Consider the following 14,279-nt stretch of genomic DNA (forward strand, 5'->3'; position numbering starts at 1 on the left):
GCGTCAGCGGCGGCGGTAAGCCATCCCCGCGGCCACCGCCCCCGCCAGCGCCCCGGCCCCCAGTACCGAAGGTACCCCGATCTTCGCCGCTTTACGGCCGGTGCGGAAGTCGCGGATCTCCCAGCCGCGCGCGCGGGCGACGTCCCGCAGCCCGCCGTCCGGGTTGACCGCGACCGCTGTGCCCACCGCCGACAGCATCGGGATGTCGTTGGCCGAGTCCGAATAAGCCGTGCAGCGCTTGAGGTTCAGGCCCTCACGCGACGCCAGCGCGCGGACCGCGTGGGCCTTCGCGCGGCCGTGCAGCAGGTCGCCGACCAGCCGGCCGGTGTAGACGCCCTCGCGCGTCTCCGCGACCGTGCCCAGCGCGCCCGTCAGGCCCAGGCGGCGCGAGATGATCGCCGCCAGCTCGATCGGGGTCGCCGTGACCAGCCAGACGCGCTGGCCGGCGTCGAGGTGCATCTGGGCGAGCGCGCGGGTGCCGGACCAGATCTTGTCCGCCATCAGCTCGTCGTAGATCTCTTCGCTGATCGACGTCAGCTCGGCCACCGTGCGGCCGGCCACAAAGGACAGTGCGCGCTCGCGGTGGGTCTTGATGTCTTCCTTGTTCTCGCGGCCGCCGAGGCGGAACTTGATCTGGCCCCAGACGAAACCGGCGAGGTCGGACGACGTGAAGAACTTGCGCGCCGCGAGCCCGCGGGCGAAGTAGAAGATCGACGCGCCCATCATCATCGTGTTGTCGACGTCGAAGAAGGCGGCCGCGGTGAGGTCGGGCGGCGCGGGCGGGGCGGGGGGCTCAGCGGCTTCGGAAACCACGCGGGCGTGGGCGGCCTCGGCCGACGCTTCGCCCGCGAGCGTGGCGAGCCGTTCGAGCTCCTGACTCTTGTCCCTGCCACGCCAAGCTGACACGCACACCGCCTCCACGTCTGCCCACGTCTGACCACGTCCCTGCGGACGTCCGGTCCTTCGCACAGCGTAGCGAGCCGCCCACCGCGGCGTCGCAGGTGTGGCCCGGACCTCAGCCGATGACGATCGGCGGCAGGCCCGGCAGCAGCGGCGGGATCGACACGATCGGCGGCGGCCTCGACGTCGAGGTCACCGGCGGCCGGGAGGTCGACGACGGCTGGCCGAACACCGGCGGCGGCGTGATCCCGCCGGTCGGCGCGGGCGTCTCCGCCGTCGCCGTCGCGTCCGACGGCGGGAGCTGGGTGCCGGTCGGGGCCGGCGCGGTGCTCTCGGCGGTCGAGGAGGACGACGACGTCGGCGCCGAGGACACCTCGCCGCCCGAGGACGGCGCTGGGCGCTGCGTGCACTCGCCGGTCGCCGGGATCAGGCCCAGGTCGTCGGCGGTGCCGGTGGTGATCTGGTAGCAGTTCAGCCGCGCCACCAGGCCGCTCGTGCGCTCCTGGACCTTGCCGAGCAGGGTCCGCACGTCGCCGAACACCGAGGCGGCGCCGGCCGGCAACGCGGCCTGCTGCGCCGCGAGCCGGGCCGCTTGGTTCCGGGCCCACAGCCGGACGTCGGAGAGCTGCTGCGCGCCACTGCCGTCGCTGGTCGCGACCGCGGTCAGCTGGGTGACGCCGGCGCGCAGGTCGGTGGCGAAGTCGTCGTACGCCGTCTGGTAGTCGGCCGGGCTCGCGCCTTCGGCGGCCAGCTCGCCCAGCTCGGTGACGCGGTTGGTGGCGAATTCGAGGTGCTTCTGGGCCTTCTGCTGGTCACCGAAGGTGAGGTTCAGCGACGTCGTCTCGCCGGCGCGCTTCACGGCGTACAGCGCGTCACCCGGCAACGCGCCGCGGGAGAGCACCAGCGTCAGTCCGGAGAGCACGAGGACGAGGAAGAGCGCGGCGGCCACCAGGTCGGCGGTCCGCGGCCGCCACCGCCGTACCGGGGTGGCCGCCGCCGTCTCGAGGCGGCCCGCGATCTCCGCGCGGATCCGCTGCCGCGTTTCCAGGTCCGGCGCCCCGGCCGCGCCGAGTTCGCGCAGGGCGCCGACGACGGCCAGCTCGTCGGCGAACTCGCCGTCCCGGCGTACCGGGGACGGCTCCAAAGCACGCGCGAACCGATCCGCGTCGGTTCGCTCACGCGCAAACCTCACTGCGCCAGCTCCATCTCGGGCCGTGGCCGGTCCTGACACCGGTCTGGCAGGAGTAACGATCCAGAAGGCGCGATGGTTACCGGATTCGGTCGATGAACCGAAAAGTTCGCGGGTTCAGCGCAATCCGGTGGGCAGGAGTTGTGCCAGCCTGCGCACCGCCCGGTGCTGCAGCGCCTTGATGGCGCCCTCGTTGCGGTTCATGATCTGGGCCGTCTCGGCCACGGAGAGTCCCTGCAGGAACCGCAGGATGATGCATTCCCGCTGGTCGTCGCCCAGTTCCGCGACGCAGCGCAACAACTCGGTGCGGGTCGCGCGGCTGATGGCCTCCTGCTCGGGGCCGGCCTGCGCGGTCGCGCCGACGCTGAACGGCGCCGAACCGGGTTCGGTCACCTCGTCGGTGACGACTTCGAGGCGGTACCGGCTCGACTTCACGTGGTCGAGCACGAGGTTGCGGGCGATGGTGACGAACCAGGCCCCGACGTCACGTCCCTGGTAGCTCACCGACGTGATCCGGCGCAGCGCGCGCAGGAACGTCTCGCTGGTGACGTCCTCGGCGAGGTCGCGGTCGCCCAGCCGGAAGAGCACGTAGCGGTAGACGACGTCGACGTAGCGGTCGTAGAGGCGGCCGAAGGCGGACGAGTCGCCGTCCTGCGCGGCGCGCACCAGGTCCCACGCCTCGGCCTTGAGGGCTTCGGCGCGCTCTTCGTCGGAGGCGGAGGCTCCCGGCGCCTGGCGGCTCAGCGGCACGGCCGAAGATCGTCCGAAGACGCGATCGGCGACCATGAAAACGGGCCCGCGGCTCACGGCGGTCGGCACTGTCATCGGGCGGCACCTCCGGCGGCGGCTCGGACCCAGTGGGCCACGGTACCCCCGATGAGCGGGCGAGCAGGGGCCTGCCGGCTCGCGTGCCCCACGACGTCGTGGGCAGGCAAGTTCGTCACGGCGACTCCCTCTCTCCGATCGCGGCGGTGATCATCACCACCCCCCGCGACGCAGTGCAGCATACGTGTAGTTACCGCGAAGTAGGTAGTGGCTCGGGTCTTGTGAAGGGGCGACGCTCGCGGTGTTCCCCCATGACGTCGCGCGAGATGACAGACTTGCAACGCTTCGCGGGACGACGGGAAGGCGGGCCACGGGTGAGTGCCGGTGCAGAGACGTTGTCCGGGGTCGGCGAGCTGCTCGGCCGGGCCGCCGCGACGTGGCCGGAGCACCCGGCCGTGCGGGAGACCGGTGGCGGCCGGACGCTGACCTACCGTCAGCTCACGGCCGCGGTCGAAGCCCAGGCCAAGACACTTACGGGTGCGGGTGTCACACCCGGCGACCGGGTCGCGCTGCGGCTGCCGACGTCGGCCGATTTCGCCGTCGCGTTCTTCGGCGCGCTGCGGGCCGGCGCGATCGCCGTCCCGGTGTCGCCGCAGTCGCCGGGACCCGAGCTCGAGCAGCTGGTCGAGCACAGTGGCGCTAAGGTTGTCATCCATCGCGACACGGATACGGCGCTGCCGGCCGGGGTGATCGGTCTCACTCCCGAAGCTGACCCGGATGGAGCAACCGGGTTCGCGGACGCCGGGGGAACCGGCGAGGAAACCGCGGTCATCTCGTACACCTCCGGCACCACCGGGCCGCCGCGCGGCGTGATGCTTTCGCACCGCGCGCTGCTGGCGAACCTGGCCCAGCTGAGCGGCGTCGACGGCGTCCTCGAACACGACGACCGCGTGCTGATCACCATCCCGCTCTTCCACGTCTACGGCCTCGGGCCCGGCCTGCTGCAGGCCGTCGCCGTCGGCGCGACCGCGGTCCTGTCGGAGCGCTTCGAAGCCCAGCGCACGCTGGCGGACTGCGCCGAACACGGCGTCACCACGATCACCGGCGTCCCGACGATGTACGCCGAGTTCGCCGCGCTGGGCGCCGAGGAGCTCGGCCGGGGACTGGCCACGGTCCGGCGGATGACGTCGGGCGCGGCACCGCTGCACCCGAAGGTGCTCGGCGCGATCCGGGAGGCCACGGGTCTCGACGTCTTCGAGGGCTACGGCCTCACCGAGTGCGCGCCGGTGGTGACGTCGACGCTGGTCACCGGCTACCCGAAGCCCGGTTCGGTCGGCAGCCCGCTGCCCGGCGTCGAGCTGCGGCTCGTCGACAGCGACGGCACCGACCAGGCCGTGCCGCTCGACCCGGACGACGTCGACGACGTCTTCGAGGCCGAGGGCGAGACCGGGCTGGTGTCGATCCGCGGCGCGAACCTGTTCTCCGGTTACTGGCCCGACGGCGCCCACGGGCCGGACGACGAGGGCTGGTTCCGCACCGGCGACGTCGGCTACCTCGACGTCGACGGCGACCTGCACCTGGTCGACCGGGCCAACGACCTGATCATCGTCAACGGCTTCAACGTCTTCCCGAACGAGGTCGAGGCGGTCATCGCGCAGCTGCCTGAGGTGGCCGAAGCCGCGGTCGTGGGGGTCGTCGACGAGCGCAGCGGCGAGGCCGTGAAGGCGTTCGTGGTGCCGGTCCCGGGCGCGTCGCTGTCCGAGCAGCAGGTCGTCGACCAGTGCACCGCCCACCTGGCCGGGTACAAGGTGCCGCACGCGGTGGAGTTCGCCGAGTCGCTGCCGCACTCGGCCACCGGGAAGCTGCGCCGGATGCGGCTGCGGTAGTAATGGCGGCATGGCACAGGAAGTGACGGTCATGGGCCGGGTCGGCTGCCACCTCTGCGAGGTGGCGGAGGCCGACGTCGCCCGCATCTGCGGCGAGCTGGGTGTCGCGTGGAAGTCCGAGGACGTCGACACGGACCCGGAGTGGCGCGCGGAGTACGGCGACCGCGTCCCGGTGATCCTGGTCGACGGCGCCGAGCACGGCTACTGGCGCGTCGAAGAGGACCGGCTGCGCAAGGCGCTTTCGTCCTGAACGTCCCGGCTTGGTGAAGCCGTAACACGTCCGTAAGCACTGAAGCCCCACCCGAACGGCCTACCGCTCCGAAGATGGAGGGGTGAGCACCTTGCAGGACGCGCCTGCCCCGCCCGAGGCGCCCAGGCGGCTTTCGCTGCCGGTCGCGACGCTGATCGGCCTTCTCGCCCTGGCCGCCGCCCTCGGCGTCGGGCACCTGGTCGCGGGCTTCGTCGGTTACACGGCCTCGCCGTTCATCGCGGTCGCGAACTACGTCGTCGACCACAGCCCGACCGGCATCGTGAAGTGGGCCGAGCGGACGCTGGGCACCTGGGACAAGCCGATCCTCAAGCTCGGCCTCGCCGTCGTGCTGGTGCTGTTCGCGGTGGCCGCCGGGCAGCTGTCCCGGCGCAAGCCGCTGGCCGGGCAGGTGCTCGTCGGGCTGCTCGGCGCCGCCGGGATCGCCGCCGTGTTCGTGCGCACCGACCTCGGACAGGTCTCGCTGCTCGCGCCGGTCGCCGCGCTCGTCGCCGGGCTGACCGTGTTCACAATGCTGCACCGCCTCGTGCTGCCGCCCGAGCTCGCCCGCTACGACCGGGGCTTCGACCGGCGGAAGTTCATCCGCACCGGCGTCGGCATCGCGGCCGGGGCCGGCGTCGCCGCCGTGGTCGGCGAAGTGGCCGGGACCAGCACGAACGCCGAGGACTCGCGGGCCGCCGTCGGGCCGCTCGTGCCCGCGCGCACCGCGCCGCCGCTGCCCGCCGACGCCGACTTCGTCAAGCTCGGCTCACCGCCGTTCATCACGCCCAACGCGGACTTCTACCGGATCGACACCGCACTGGTCGTGCCGCAGATCCGCACCGAGGACTGGGGCCTGAAGATCCACGGGATGGTCGACCAGGAGGTGAACTTCACCTACAAGGACATCCGCGACCGGCCGCTCGTCGAGCGCCGGGTGACGCTGACCTGCGTGTCCAACGAGGTGGGCGGGAACCTGATCTCGAACGCGTCGTTCATCGGCGTCGACCTCGTCGACCTGCTCGACGAAGCCGGCGTGCAGACCGGCGCCGAGCAGATGTTCGCGACCAGCGTCGACGGCTGGACCTGCGGCACCCCGGCGAACGTCGCGCTCGACCCGGCGCGCGGCGCGATGCTCGCGATCGGGATGAACGGCGAGCCGCTGCCGGTCGAGCACGGCTTCCCGGCGCGGATCGTCATCCCCGGCCTCTACGGCTACGTGTCCGCGACCAAGTGGGTCAAGGACCTCGAGTTCACCAAGTGGGACGCGCGGCAGTCGTACTGGCTCAACCGCGGCTGGGCCGAGCAGGCGCCGATCAAGACCGAGTCCCGGATCGACACCCCGACCGGGTTCGCGAAGGTCACCGCGGGCAAGGTCCGGCTGGCCGGCACGGCGTGGGCGCAGCACACCGGCATCGCGAAGGTCGAGGTCCGGCTCGACCAGGGCGAGTGGCGCGAAGCCACCCTTTCGGCGGAGGTGAGCAAGGACACCTGGCGCCTCTGGTGGCTCGAGCTCGACGTCCCCGGCGGCACGCACCAGGCGTTCGTCCGGGCCACCGACCAGGACGGCTACACCCAGACGGAGAACACCGCCGACCCGGTGCCCGACGGCGCCACCGGCTGGCACTCCGTCACCCTCGACGCGCACTGACGACCCGGAAACCCTTGTGCGGCCGGTGATCCGGCCCGATCGACCCGCGCTTGAGGCCGCCGCGGCCGCCCGCGCGCACACTCGGGGGGTGCCGAACCGCCTCCGACCAGTGACTTTGTGCGTGCGTTCACAAGTGGACTACCGTAGGACCATCGCCTCCCGGTGGTCCGGCATCGAACCGGACGCCGGGCCCTGGGTCAAGACACAGTTCCGAACGGTCGCGGCGATGGCCGGCAGGTGCGCAGCGGGCAGGAGACACGGCGTGGTGACACAGCGCGGGGGGCGTGACGGAGCGGACTCCGCCGGCCGGCCGCCACGGCGGTCCCGCCGGCCGGACACGCCGGACGCCGACAACGCGCCGACGGCCGAGATGCCCGCCGTGCCCGCGGCCGCCGTGAACGGCCGCGCCAACGGCAACGGGGATGCCCCCGAGGCCGTCCGGGCGAAGCAGATCCCCGAAGCGGCCGTCGCCCGGTTGGCCGTCTACCTCCGCGTGCTGTCCGCGATGTCGGAACAGGGCGCGACGACCGTTTCGAGCGAAGAGCTTTCGCAGGCCGCCGGCGTCAACTCCGCGAAGCTGCGCAAAGACCTCTCGTACCTGGGCTCCTACGGCACCCGCGGCGTCGGCTACGAGGTCAGCGTCCTGGTCAGCCAGATCGAGCGGATCCTCGGCCTGACCCGGCAGCACAAAGTGGCCGTGGTCGGGATCGGCAACCTCGGTCACGCGCTGGCCAACTACGGCGGCTTCCCGGGGCGCGGGTTCCCGGTGGAGGCCCTGTTCGACCTGGACTCGGACCTGATCGGCGTGCCGGTCGGCGGCCTGCCGGTCTCCCACATGGACGACATCCCGCGGGTCTGCGCCGAGCGCGGGATCTCCATCGGCGTGATCGCCACCCCGCCCACCGCGGCGCAGTCGGTGTGCGACCGCCTGGTCGCCGGCGGCGTCCAGTGCATCCTCAACTTTGCTCCCGTCGTGCTGCAAGTTCCTGCTCACATCGAGGTCCGCAAGGTGGATTTGGCCGTCGAGCTGCAGATACTGTCATTTCACGTAGCCCGTCGGGCGGATGATGCTGCGAGCAACCAGGGCAATTCCGGATTACCCGCAGCGGGTCTGCCGTCCGACAATGGCAAGAGCAGCGGACGGAACGGCGCGGGTCCGGACGGCGGACGGGAAGTGGTGGTGCGCTCATGAGCGAGCCTGCGAGTGAATCATTCAACACAGCGCAGCCGCTTAGGCGCTCACCGAGCGTCAGCGAGGTGACGGCATGAGCGTCTTGGCAGTGGGCTTGTCCCATCGCAGCGCCGAGCTGAGCACGTTGGAACGCGTCGCGGTACCGGCGCCCGAGATCGGCAAGGTGCTCGACGAGCTGCAGCAGGCCGAGCACATCAGCGAGGTCATGCTCGTCTCGACGTGCAACCGCATCGAGGTCTACGCGGTGGTCGAGACCTTCCACGGCGGCCTGAACGACGTCTCGGAAGTCCTCGCCCGCCAGGCCGGGATGACGCCCGCCGACCTGTACGACAGCCTGTACGTGCACTACGCCGGCGCCGCGGTCGAGCACCTGTTCTCGGTCACCTCCGGCCTGGACTCGATGGTCGTCGGCGAGACGCAGATCCTCGGCCAGATCCGCTCCTCCTACGCCACCGCGCGCGAGGCCGGCACGGTCGGCCGCACGCTGCACGAGCTGATCCAGACCACGCTGCGCGTCGGCAAGCGCGTGCACACCGAAACCGGCCTCGACCAGCTGGGCGCGTCGGTCGTGTCCGAAGCGCTCGCCGCGGCCGGGGACGTCACCGGCAAGCACGCCGTCATCGTCGGCGCCGGCTCGATGGGCGCGCTGAGCGCGTCGCAGCTGCGCAAGGCCGGCATCGGCGAGATCACCGTCGCCAACCGCACCGACGCCCGCGCGCGCCGGCTCGCCGCGAACGTGTCCGAGCAGGGCGTGCCCGCCCGTGCGATCGCGCTGTCCCAGGTCGCCGACGCGGTGCGTGACGCCGACGTCGTGATCTGCTGCACCGGCGCGCAGGACGCCGTGTTCGGCCCCGAGCAGGTCCTGCCCCGCGGGGGCCGCGCCCTGGTCGTCTGCGACCTCGGTCTGCCCCGCGACGTCGACCCGGCGGTCGGCGAGCTCGACGGCGTGCGCGTCGTCGACCTGGCGACCGTCCAGCGCCGGATGCGTGAAGCCGGCACCCCGACCACTGACCGGCAGACGGCGAAGGCCACCGGCATCGTGCTCGACGAGGTGCGCGAGTACCTCGCCGGCCAGCGCAGCGCCGAGGTCACCCCGACGGTGACCGCGTTGCGCAAGCGCGCGGCCGAGGTCGTCGACGCCGAGCTGCTGCGGCTGGACCACCGGCTGCCCGATCTCGAACCGGGCGTCCGCGAAGAGGTCGGCCGCACGGTCCGCCGGGTGGTCGACAAGCTGCTGCACGCGCCGACGGTGCGGGTCAAGCAGCTGGCCGCCGAGACGGCCGACACCGACTACGCGAACGCGTTGCGCGAACTGTTCTGCCTCGACCCGCAGGCACCCGCCGCGGTGGCGAGCCCGACGCCCCCACCAGAGAAGAAGTAGTAAGTGACCAGAGTCATTCGCATGGGTACGCGCGGATCGAAGCTCGCGCTCGCCCAGACCGGGCACGTCGCCGACGCCCTGCGCGCCACCGGCGCCGAGGTCGAGATCGTCACGGTGACCACGCCCGGGGACAAGTCGATGGCGCCGATCCCGACGATCGGCGTCGGCGTGTTCACCTCCGCGCTGCGGGAAGCGTTGCTGCGCAACGAGGTCGACGTCATCGTCCACTCGTACAAGGATCTGCCGACCGCGCCGGAGCCGGGCATCTCGCTCGCCGCCGTGCCGCCGCGCGCGGACCCGCGGGACGCGCTGATCGCGCGTGACGGGCTGACTCTCGGCGAGCTGCCGCCGGGCGCGACGGTGGGCACCGGCTCGCTGCGGCGCACCGCGCAGCTGCGCGCGCTGGGTCTCGGTTTGGAAATCGTGCCGATTCGCGGCAATATCGACACCCGCATGCGCAAGGTCACCGACGGCGAGCTGGATGCCGTGGTGCTCGCACGTGCCGGACTGGCCAGGGTCGGCATGGTCGAGGTCATCACCGAGACCCTCGACCCGATCCAGATGCTGCCCGCGCCCGCACAGGGCGCGCTGGCGGTGGAGTGCCGGACCGCCGACGTGGACCTCGAGCACCTGCTCGCATCCACGCTGGACGACGAGGGCACGCGGGCCGCGGTGACGGCCGAGCGTGCTTTGCTGGCCGCGCTCGAGGCGGGGTGCAGCTCGCCCGTGGGCGCGCTCGCCGAGATCGTCGAAGATCTCGACGCCGAGGGCAAGGTCGTGGAACGGATCTCGCTGCGCGGCACCGCCGCGATCGAGGGCGAGGAAGGCGTGGTGGACATGGTCCGGGCCATCGCGCTGGCCGACAAGCACCAGGCCGCCCAGCTGGGCAAGGACCTGGCCGCAGAGCTGCTGGACCTCGGAGCCGGAGCCCTCTCCGGACCCGCGCAGTAGCGCTTTCACGAGCGCTTCTCAAGATGTAGGAGACCTGCGCCCGTGCCATCACGCACGGCCGCCGCAAGAGGAGAAAACGCACAGATGACCCCCGCGCGAAAGACCACCGGGCGCGTAGCGTTCGTGGGCTCCGGGCCCGGCGACGCCGGCCTGCTCACGGTCCGTGCCCAGGAACTGCTGGCCAAGGCCGAGGTCGTGGTGACCGACCCGGACGTGCCCCAGGCCGTCCTGGCGATGACCGCCGAAGGCGCCGAGGTCCGCCCCGCCGTCGGCGAGGCCACCGAGGTCGCCAAGGACCTGACCAACGAGGCCAAGGCCGGCCGGCTGGTGCTCCGCCTGATCGCCGGCGACCCGCTGACCACCCCGGCCGTCGTGGCCGAGGTGCAGGCGGTCGCCCGCACGAGCGCCGTGTTCGACGTCATCCCGGGTGTGTCCCCGGGCGCGGCCGTCCCGGCGTACGCCGGCGTCGCGCTCGGCGGCACGCACACCGAGGTCGACGTCCGCGGTGACGTCGACTGGGCGGCCCTGGCCGCGGCTCCGGGCCCGCTGGTGCTGCACGCGTCGTCGGCGCACCTCGCCGAGGCCGCTTCGGCGCTGACCGGGCACGGCCTGCCCGCGTCGACGCCGGTCGCGGTGACGGCGAACGGCACCATCAACACCCAGCGCACCCTTGACACCACGCTCGAGAAGGTCGCCAACGACGCCGGCGAGCTCGTCGGGCCGCTGATCGTCACGATCGGCCAGGCCGCCGGGCAGCGCTCGAAGCTGTCGTGGTGGGAGTCGCGGGCGCTCTACGGCTGGAAGGTCCTGGTGCCGCGCACCAAGGAGCAGGCCGGCGAGATGGCCGAGCGTCTGCGCGGCCACGGCGCGACGTCGCACGAGGTGCCCACCATCTCGGTCGAGCCGCCCCGCAGCCCGGCGCAGATGGAGCGCTCGGTCAAGGGCCTGGTCGACGGCCGTTACCAGTGGATCGTCTTCACCTCCACCAACGCGGTCCGCGCGGTGTGGGAGAAGTTCGAGGAGTTCGGCCTGGACGCCCGCGCGTTCTCCGGCGTCAAGATCGCCTGCGTCGGCGCGGCCACCGCGGAGAAGGTGCGCTCGTTCGGCATCATCCCCGAGCTGGTGCCCGAGGGTGAGCAGTCCAGCGAAGGCCTGCTGGCCGAGTTCCCGCCGTACGACGACGTGCTCGACCCGGTCGACCGCGTCCTGCTGCCCCGCGCGGACATCGCCACCGAGACCCTGTCGGCCGGCCTGCGCGAACGCGGCTGGGAGATCGACGACGTCACGGCCTACCGGACCGTCCGGGCGGCGCCGCCGCCGGCCGACACCCGCGAGATGATCAAGACCGGCGGTTTCGACGCGGTCTGCTTTACCTCGTCCTCGACCGTGCGCAACCTGGTCGGCATCGCCGGCAAGCCGCACACCCGCACGCTGGTCGCGTGCATCGGCCCGAAGACGGCCGAGACGGCAGTGGAGTTCGGCCTCCGCGTCGACGTCCAGCCGGAGAAGGCCGACGTCCCCCACTTGGTGGACGCCCTGGCCGAGCACGCCGCGCGCCTCCGCGCGGAGGGCGCCCTCCCGCCGCCCCGCAAGGCGAAGCGGGCCCGCAGGTCCTGAGGTTCGTTGGTCCGTGAAGGCCTCCTTACCGGCTCTTACCGCCGGGAAGGGGGCCTTCACGGCTTTCCGGGCCGCCGGTCACCGACGAAAGTGGCCGCTGAGCACCCTTGCGGGTCTTCGGCGAGGGGGCGCGGAGTAGCTTGGAGGGGTGTTCCCCGAGCATCGTCCCCGCAGGCTTCGGACCACGCCCGCTATGCGCCGGCTGGTCGGTGAAACGACGCTGCGGCCACGCCAGCTGATCCTCCCGATGTTCGTCGCCGAAGGGCTTGATCAGCCGCGGCCGATTTCGAGCATGCCGGGCGTTGTGCAGCACACCCGGGACACCCTGCGCAAGGCCGCCGTCGACGCGGTCAACGCCGGGGTCGGCGGGCTGATGCTGTTCGGCATTCCCGAGACCCGTGACGCCGAGGGCTCGGGCGCCGTCGACGAGCGCGGCATCCTCAACGTCGCCCTGCGCGACCTGCGGGCCGAACTCGGTGACGCCACCGTGCTGATGGCCGACACCTGCCTCGACGAGTTCACCGACCACGGCCACTGCGGCGTCCTCGACGCCGACGGCGGGGTCGACAACGACGCCACGCTGCGCGTCTACGCCGAGATGGCCGTCGCGCAGGCCGAAGCCGGGGCGCACGTGCTCGGGCCGTCCGGGATGATGGACGGTCAGATCGGCGTCATCCGCCGCGCGCTCGACGAGGTCGGCCACAGCGACAAGGCCATCCTCGCGTACGCCGCGAAGTACGCCAGCGCGTTCTACGGCCCGTTCCGCGAGGCCGTCGACTCGCAGCTCAAGGGCGACCGCAAGACCTACCAGCAGGACCCGGGCAACGCCCGCGAGGCGCTGCGCGAGATCGAGCTGGACCTCGCCGAGGGCGCGGACATGATCATGGTCAAGCCCGCGCTGTCCTATTTGGACGTCCTCAAGGCGGCCGCGGACATCTCCCCGGTGCCGGTGGCGGCCTACAACATCTCCGGCGAGTACGCGATGGTCGAAGCCGCCGCGGCGAACGGCTGGCTGGACCGCGAGCGGACCGTCCTCGAGGTGCTGACGTCGATCCGCCGGGCCGGCGCCGACATGATCCTGACGTATTGGGCAGCCGAAGCCGCTGCGTGGCTGGACTGACCGGTTAGAGTCCTCGCGTGACCGATAAAGACACTGACGACCTCAGCGGTCTCACCGACGACGAACGCCGCAAACTGGGCCGCGCGCCGGATCCGGTCATGCCGGGACAGGCCGCGCCGAAGGCCGCCCCGCCGCGGCCGGTGTGGTGGTCGTTCTGGTTGTGGCTCGGCGGTGGCGTGCTGCTGATCCTGAGCTACGTCCAGCTGCTCAGCAGCAAGTCCGCGGTCATCGCGCAGTTCGTCGAGGGCACCAAGGACTCGAAGTACTCGCCGCAGATGATCGCGGACGGCGTCACGACGCTGCTGTGGTACCTGCTCGGCGGCTCGGTCGTGTTCGTGCTGCTGTTCCTGCTGTTCGCGTACAAGGCGCGCGAAGGCACCCGCTCGGCCCGGACGGTGCTCACCATCCTGCCGATCGTGATGCTGGTGCTGATCATGGTGATCGCGCCGATCATCAACTTCCTGACGCTGGCCGCGGTGCTGGTGTTCGTCGTCGCGCTGGTGCTGCTGTACCTGCCGTCGGTGGCGGGCTACTTCCCGAAGGCCGGCAAGCGCCCGTGAGCGACCGGCTCTACGCCGAGTCCGGCGTGAGCTGGGTCGCCATCGTGTGGGGCCCGGTGTTCGCCGTGGTCGGGGCGCTGGCGGAGCTGGTGACGGGTGGCCCGGTGCACCTCGTGGGCTGGCTGCTGGTCGCGTTCGGCCTGTGCGTCATCACGATCCCGTGGGTTTACGCGCGGCGCCGGTTCCTCTCGCTGGAAGTCACGACGAAGCAGCTGCGCCAGGGCCGCGAGAAGGTCCAGGCGGCCGAGCTCGAGTCGGTGACGGACGTCGGCACACCGGTCGGCGCCCGCGTGCTCGGCGGCGGCTGGTCGGTCCCGCGCAAGTACGATTCGCTCCCGCTGAAGCTGGCGGACGGCACGGTGGTGCTGGCGTGGGCGAAGGACGTCGAGGCCCTGCAGGACGCGCTGGACCGCCTCGTCCGGGCGACGCCGCGCGAGACGTGAGAAAATCCTCTCCGTGATCGACCTTCCGCAGCCCACCGGGGCCGAGCTCTGGCCGCCGGATGAATCCGGGTCCGCCGCGCGGCTGCACAAGCCGTGGCGGATCCTGGTCGCCGTTCTGGAGGTCGTGCTCGCCGTGGCGGCCGGCTGGGGCGTTTACGCCTTCTGGCACAGCGGCATGGCCACCGTGGTGACGCGCACCGACGACGGCGCCGTCCTCGAGTCGCACCGGTACTTCGGCGGGCACCTCGCCGCGGCCATCGGGCTCGGCGTCGTGGCCGCGATCCTGCTGGTGGACGCGGTCCGTCAGCTCTCTCTCGCGCTGCGTGCGCGCCCCCAAAAGCAGCCGGACTGATACACAGCTCCTCCACAGGGAACGA

At 71.9% G+C, this 14,279-nt stretch carries 14 protein-coding genes; 11 read left to right on the forward strand and 3 right to left on the reverse strand.

Annotation, left to right across the window (positions count from 1 at the left end; translation table 11 throughout):
• Nucleotides 1-3 precede the first annotated feature (3 nt).
• From MUY22_RS14860 to MUY22_RS14870, 3 genes are all read right to left on the reverse strand, one after another.
• Nucleotides 4-906 (reverse strand): HAD family hydrolase, encoded by a 903-nt coding sequence (locus MUY22_RS14860; protein ID WP_371827617.1) that lies wholly within the window; start codon nucleotides 904-906, stop codon nucleotides 4-6.
• Nucleotides 907-1,015: 109 nt separating this feature from the next.
• Entirely contained in the window at nucleotides 1,016-2,092 is a 1,077-nt protein-coding gene (locus tag MUY22_RS14865; protein ID WP_247060272.1) for a DUF5667 domain-containing protein, read from the reverse strand.
• A 114-nt stretch (nucleotides 2,093-2,206) separates the two neighbouring features.
• Nucleotides 2,207-2,914, reverse strand: a complete 708-nt coding sequence (locus MUY22_RS14870; protein WP_247060275.1) for a sigma-70 family RNA polymerase sigma factor — start codon at nucleotides 2,912-2,914, stop codon at nucleotides 2,207-2,209.
• Nucleotides 2,915-3,180: 266 nt separating this feature from the next.
• Here MUY22_RS14870 and MUY22_RS14875 point away from each other — a divergent pair, with 266 nt between their 5' ends.
• From MUY22_RS14875 to MUY22_RS14925, 11 genes are all read left to right on the forward strand, one after another.
• On the forward strand, nucleotides 3,181-4,740 hold the full coding sequence (locus tag MUY22_RS14875; protein WP_371827672.1) for an AMP-binding protein: 1,560 nt from the start codon (nucleotides 3,181-3,183) through the stop codon (nucleotides 4,738-4,740).
• 10 nt (nucleotides 4,741-4,750) lie between these two features.
• Nucleotides 4,751-4,990 (forward strand): glutaredoxin family protein, encoded by a 240-nt coding sequence (locus MUY22_RS14880; RefSeq protein ID WP_247060279.1) that lies wholly within the window; start codon nucleotides 4,751-4,753, stop codon nucleotides 4,988-4,990.
• 82 nt (nucleotides 4,991-5,072) lie between these two features.
• A complete protein-coding gene (locus MUY22_RS14885; RefSeq protein WP_247060280.1) occupies nucleotides 5,073-6,638 on the forward strand; it encodes a molybdopterin-dependent oxidoreductase in 1,566 nt (521 codons plus the stop codon).
• A gap of 262 nt (nucleotides 6,639-6,900) precedes the next feature.
• Nucleotides 6,901-7,830 carry a redox-sensing transcriptional repressor Rex gene (locus MUY22_RS14890; protein WP_247060282.1) on the forward strand — a complete coding sequence of 310 codons (930 nt, stop codon included), beginning with the start codon at nucleotides 6,901-6,903 and terminating at the stop codon, nucleotides 7,828-7,830.
• 73 nt (nucleotides 7,831-7,903) lie between these two features.
• Nucleotides 7,904-9,211: a glutamyl-tRNA reductase gene (locus MUY22_RS14895; RefSeq protein ID WP_247060284.1), complete on the forward strand. Its 1,308-nt coding sequence runs from the start codon at nucleotides 7,904-7,906 to the stop codon at nucleotides 9,209-9,211.
• A 21-nt stretch (nucleotides 9,212-9,232) separates the two neighbouring features.
• Complete coding sequence (hemC, locus tag MUY22_RS14900) at nucleotides 9,233-10,162, forward strand: hydroxymethylbilane synthase (protein ID WP_247060286.1); 930 nt, start codon at nucleotides 9,233-9,235, stop codon at nucleotides 10,160-10,162.
• An 84-nt stretch (nucleotides 10,163-10,246) separates the two neighbouring features.
• Nucleotides 10,247-11,779 carry a bifunctional uroporphyrinogen-III C-methyltransferase/uroporphyrinogen-III synthase gene (locus MUY22_RS14905; protein ID WP_247060288.1) on the forward strand — a complete coding sequence of 511 codons (1,533 nt, stop codon included), beginning with the start codon at nucleotides 10,247-10,249 and terminating at the stop codon, nucleotides 11,777-11,779.
• A gap of 148 nt (nucleotides 11,780-11,927) precedes the next feature.
• Entirely contained in the window at nucleotides 11,928-12,899 is a 972-nt protein-coding gene (gene hemB, locus MUY22_RS14910) for a porphobilinogen synthase (protein ID WP_247060290.1), read from the forward strand.
• 17 nt (nucleotides 12,900-12,916) lie between these two features.
• Nucleotides 12,917-13,459: a hypothetical protein gene (locus MUY22_RS14915; protein ID WP_247060292.1), complete on the forward strand. Its 543-nt coding sequence runs from the start codon at nucleotides 12,917-12,919 to the stop codon at nucleotides 13,457-13,459.
• Nucleotides 13,456-13,902 (forward strand): hypothetical protein, encoded by a 447-nt coding sequence (locus MUY22_RS14920; RefSeq protein ID WP_247060294.1) that lies wholly within the window; start codon nucleotides 13,456-13,458, stop codon nucleotides 13,900-13,902. The genes MUY22_RS14915 and MUY22_RS14920 overlap by 4 nt, the downstream gene beginning before the upstream one ends.
• A 13-nt stretch (nucleotides 13,903-13,915) precedes the next feature.
• On the forward strand, nucleotides 13,916-14,254 hold the full coding sequence (locus MUY22_RS14925) for a hypothetical protein (RefSeq protein WP_247060296.1): 339 nt from the start codon (nucleotides 13,916-13,918) through the stop codon (nucleotides 14,252-14,254).
• The last annotated feature ends 25 nt before the right edge of the window (nucleotides 14,255-14,279 follow it).

It is taken from the genome of Amycolatopsis sp. WQ 127309, from assembly GCF_023023025.1.
Classification (GTDB): domain Bacteria; phylum Actinomycetota; class Actinomycetes; order Mycobacteriales; family Pseudonocardiaceae; genus Amycolatopsis.

Bases quoted from the DNA above. Each gene is read 5' to 3' on its own strand.
- MUY22_RS14905 (WP_247060288.1), top strand. From the start codon at position 10,247: ATGACCCCCGCGCGAAAGACCACCGGGCGCGTAGCGTTCGTGGGCTCC.
- hemC (WP_247060286.1), top strand. From the start codon at position 9,233: ATGGGTACGCGCGGATCGAAGCTCGCGCTCGCCCAGACCGGGCACGTC.
- MUY22_RS14895 (WP_247060284.1), top strand. From the start codon at position 7,904: ATGAGCGTCTTGGCAGTGGGCTTGTCCCATCGCAGCGCCGAGCTGAGC.
- MUY22_RS14875 (WP_371827672.1), top strand. From the start codon at position 3,181: ATGACAGACTTGCAACGCTTCGCGGGACGACGGGAAGGCGGGCCACGG.
- MUY22_RS14880 (WP_247060279.1), top strand. From the start codon at position 4,751: ATGGCACAGGAAGTGACGGTCATGGGCCGGGTCGGCTGCCACCTCTGC.
- MUY22_RS14870 (WP_247060275.1), bottom strand. From the start codon at position 2,914: ATGACAGTGCCGACCGCCGTGAGCCGCGGGCCCGTTTTCATGGTCGCC.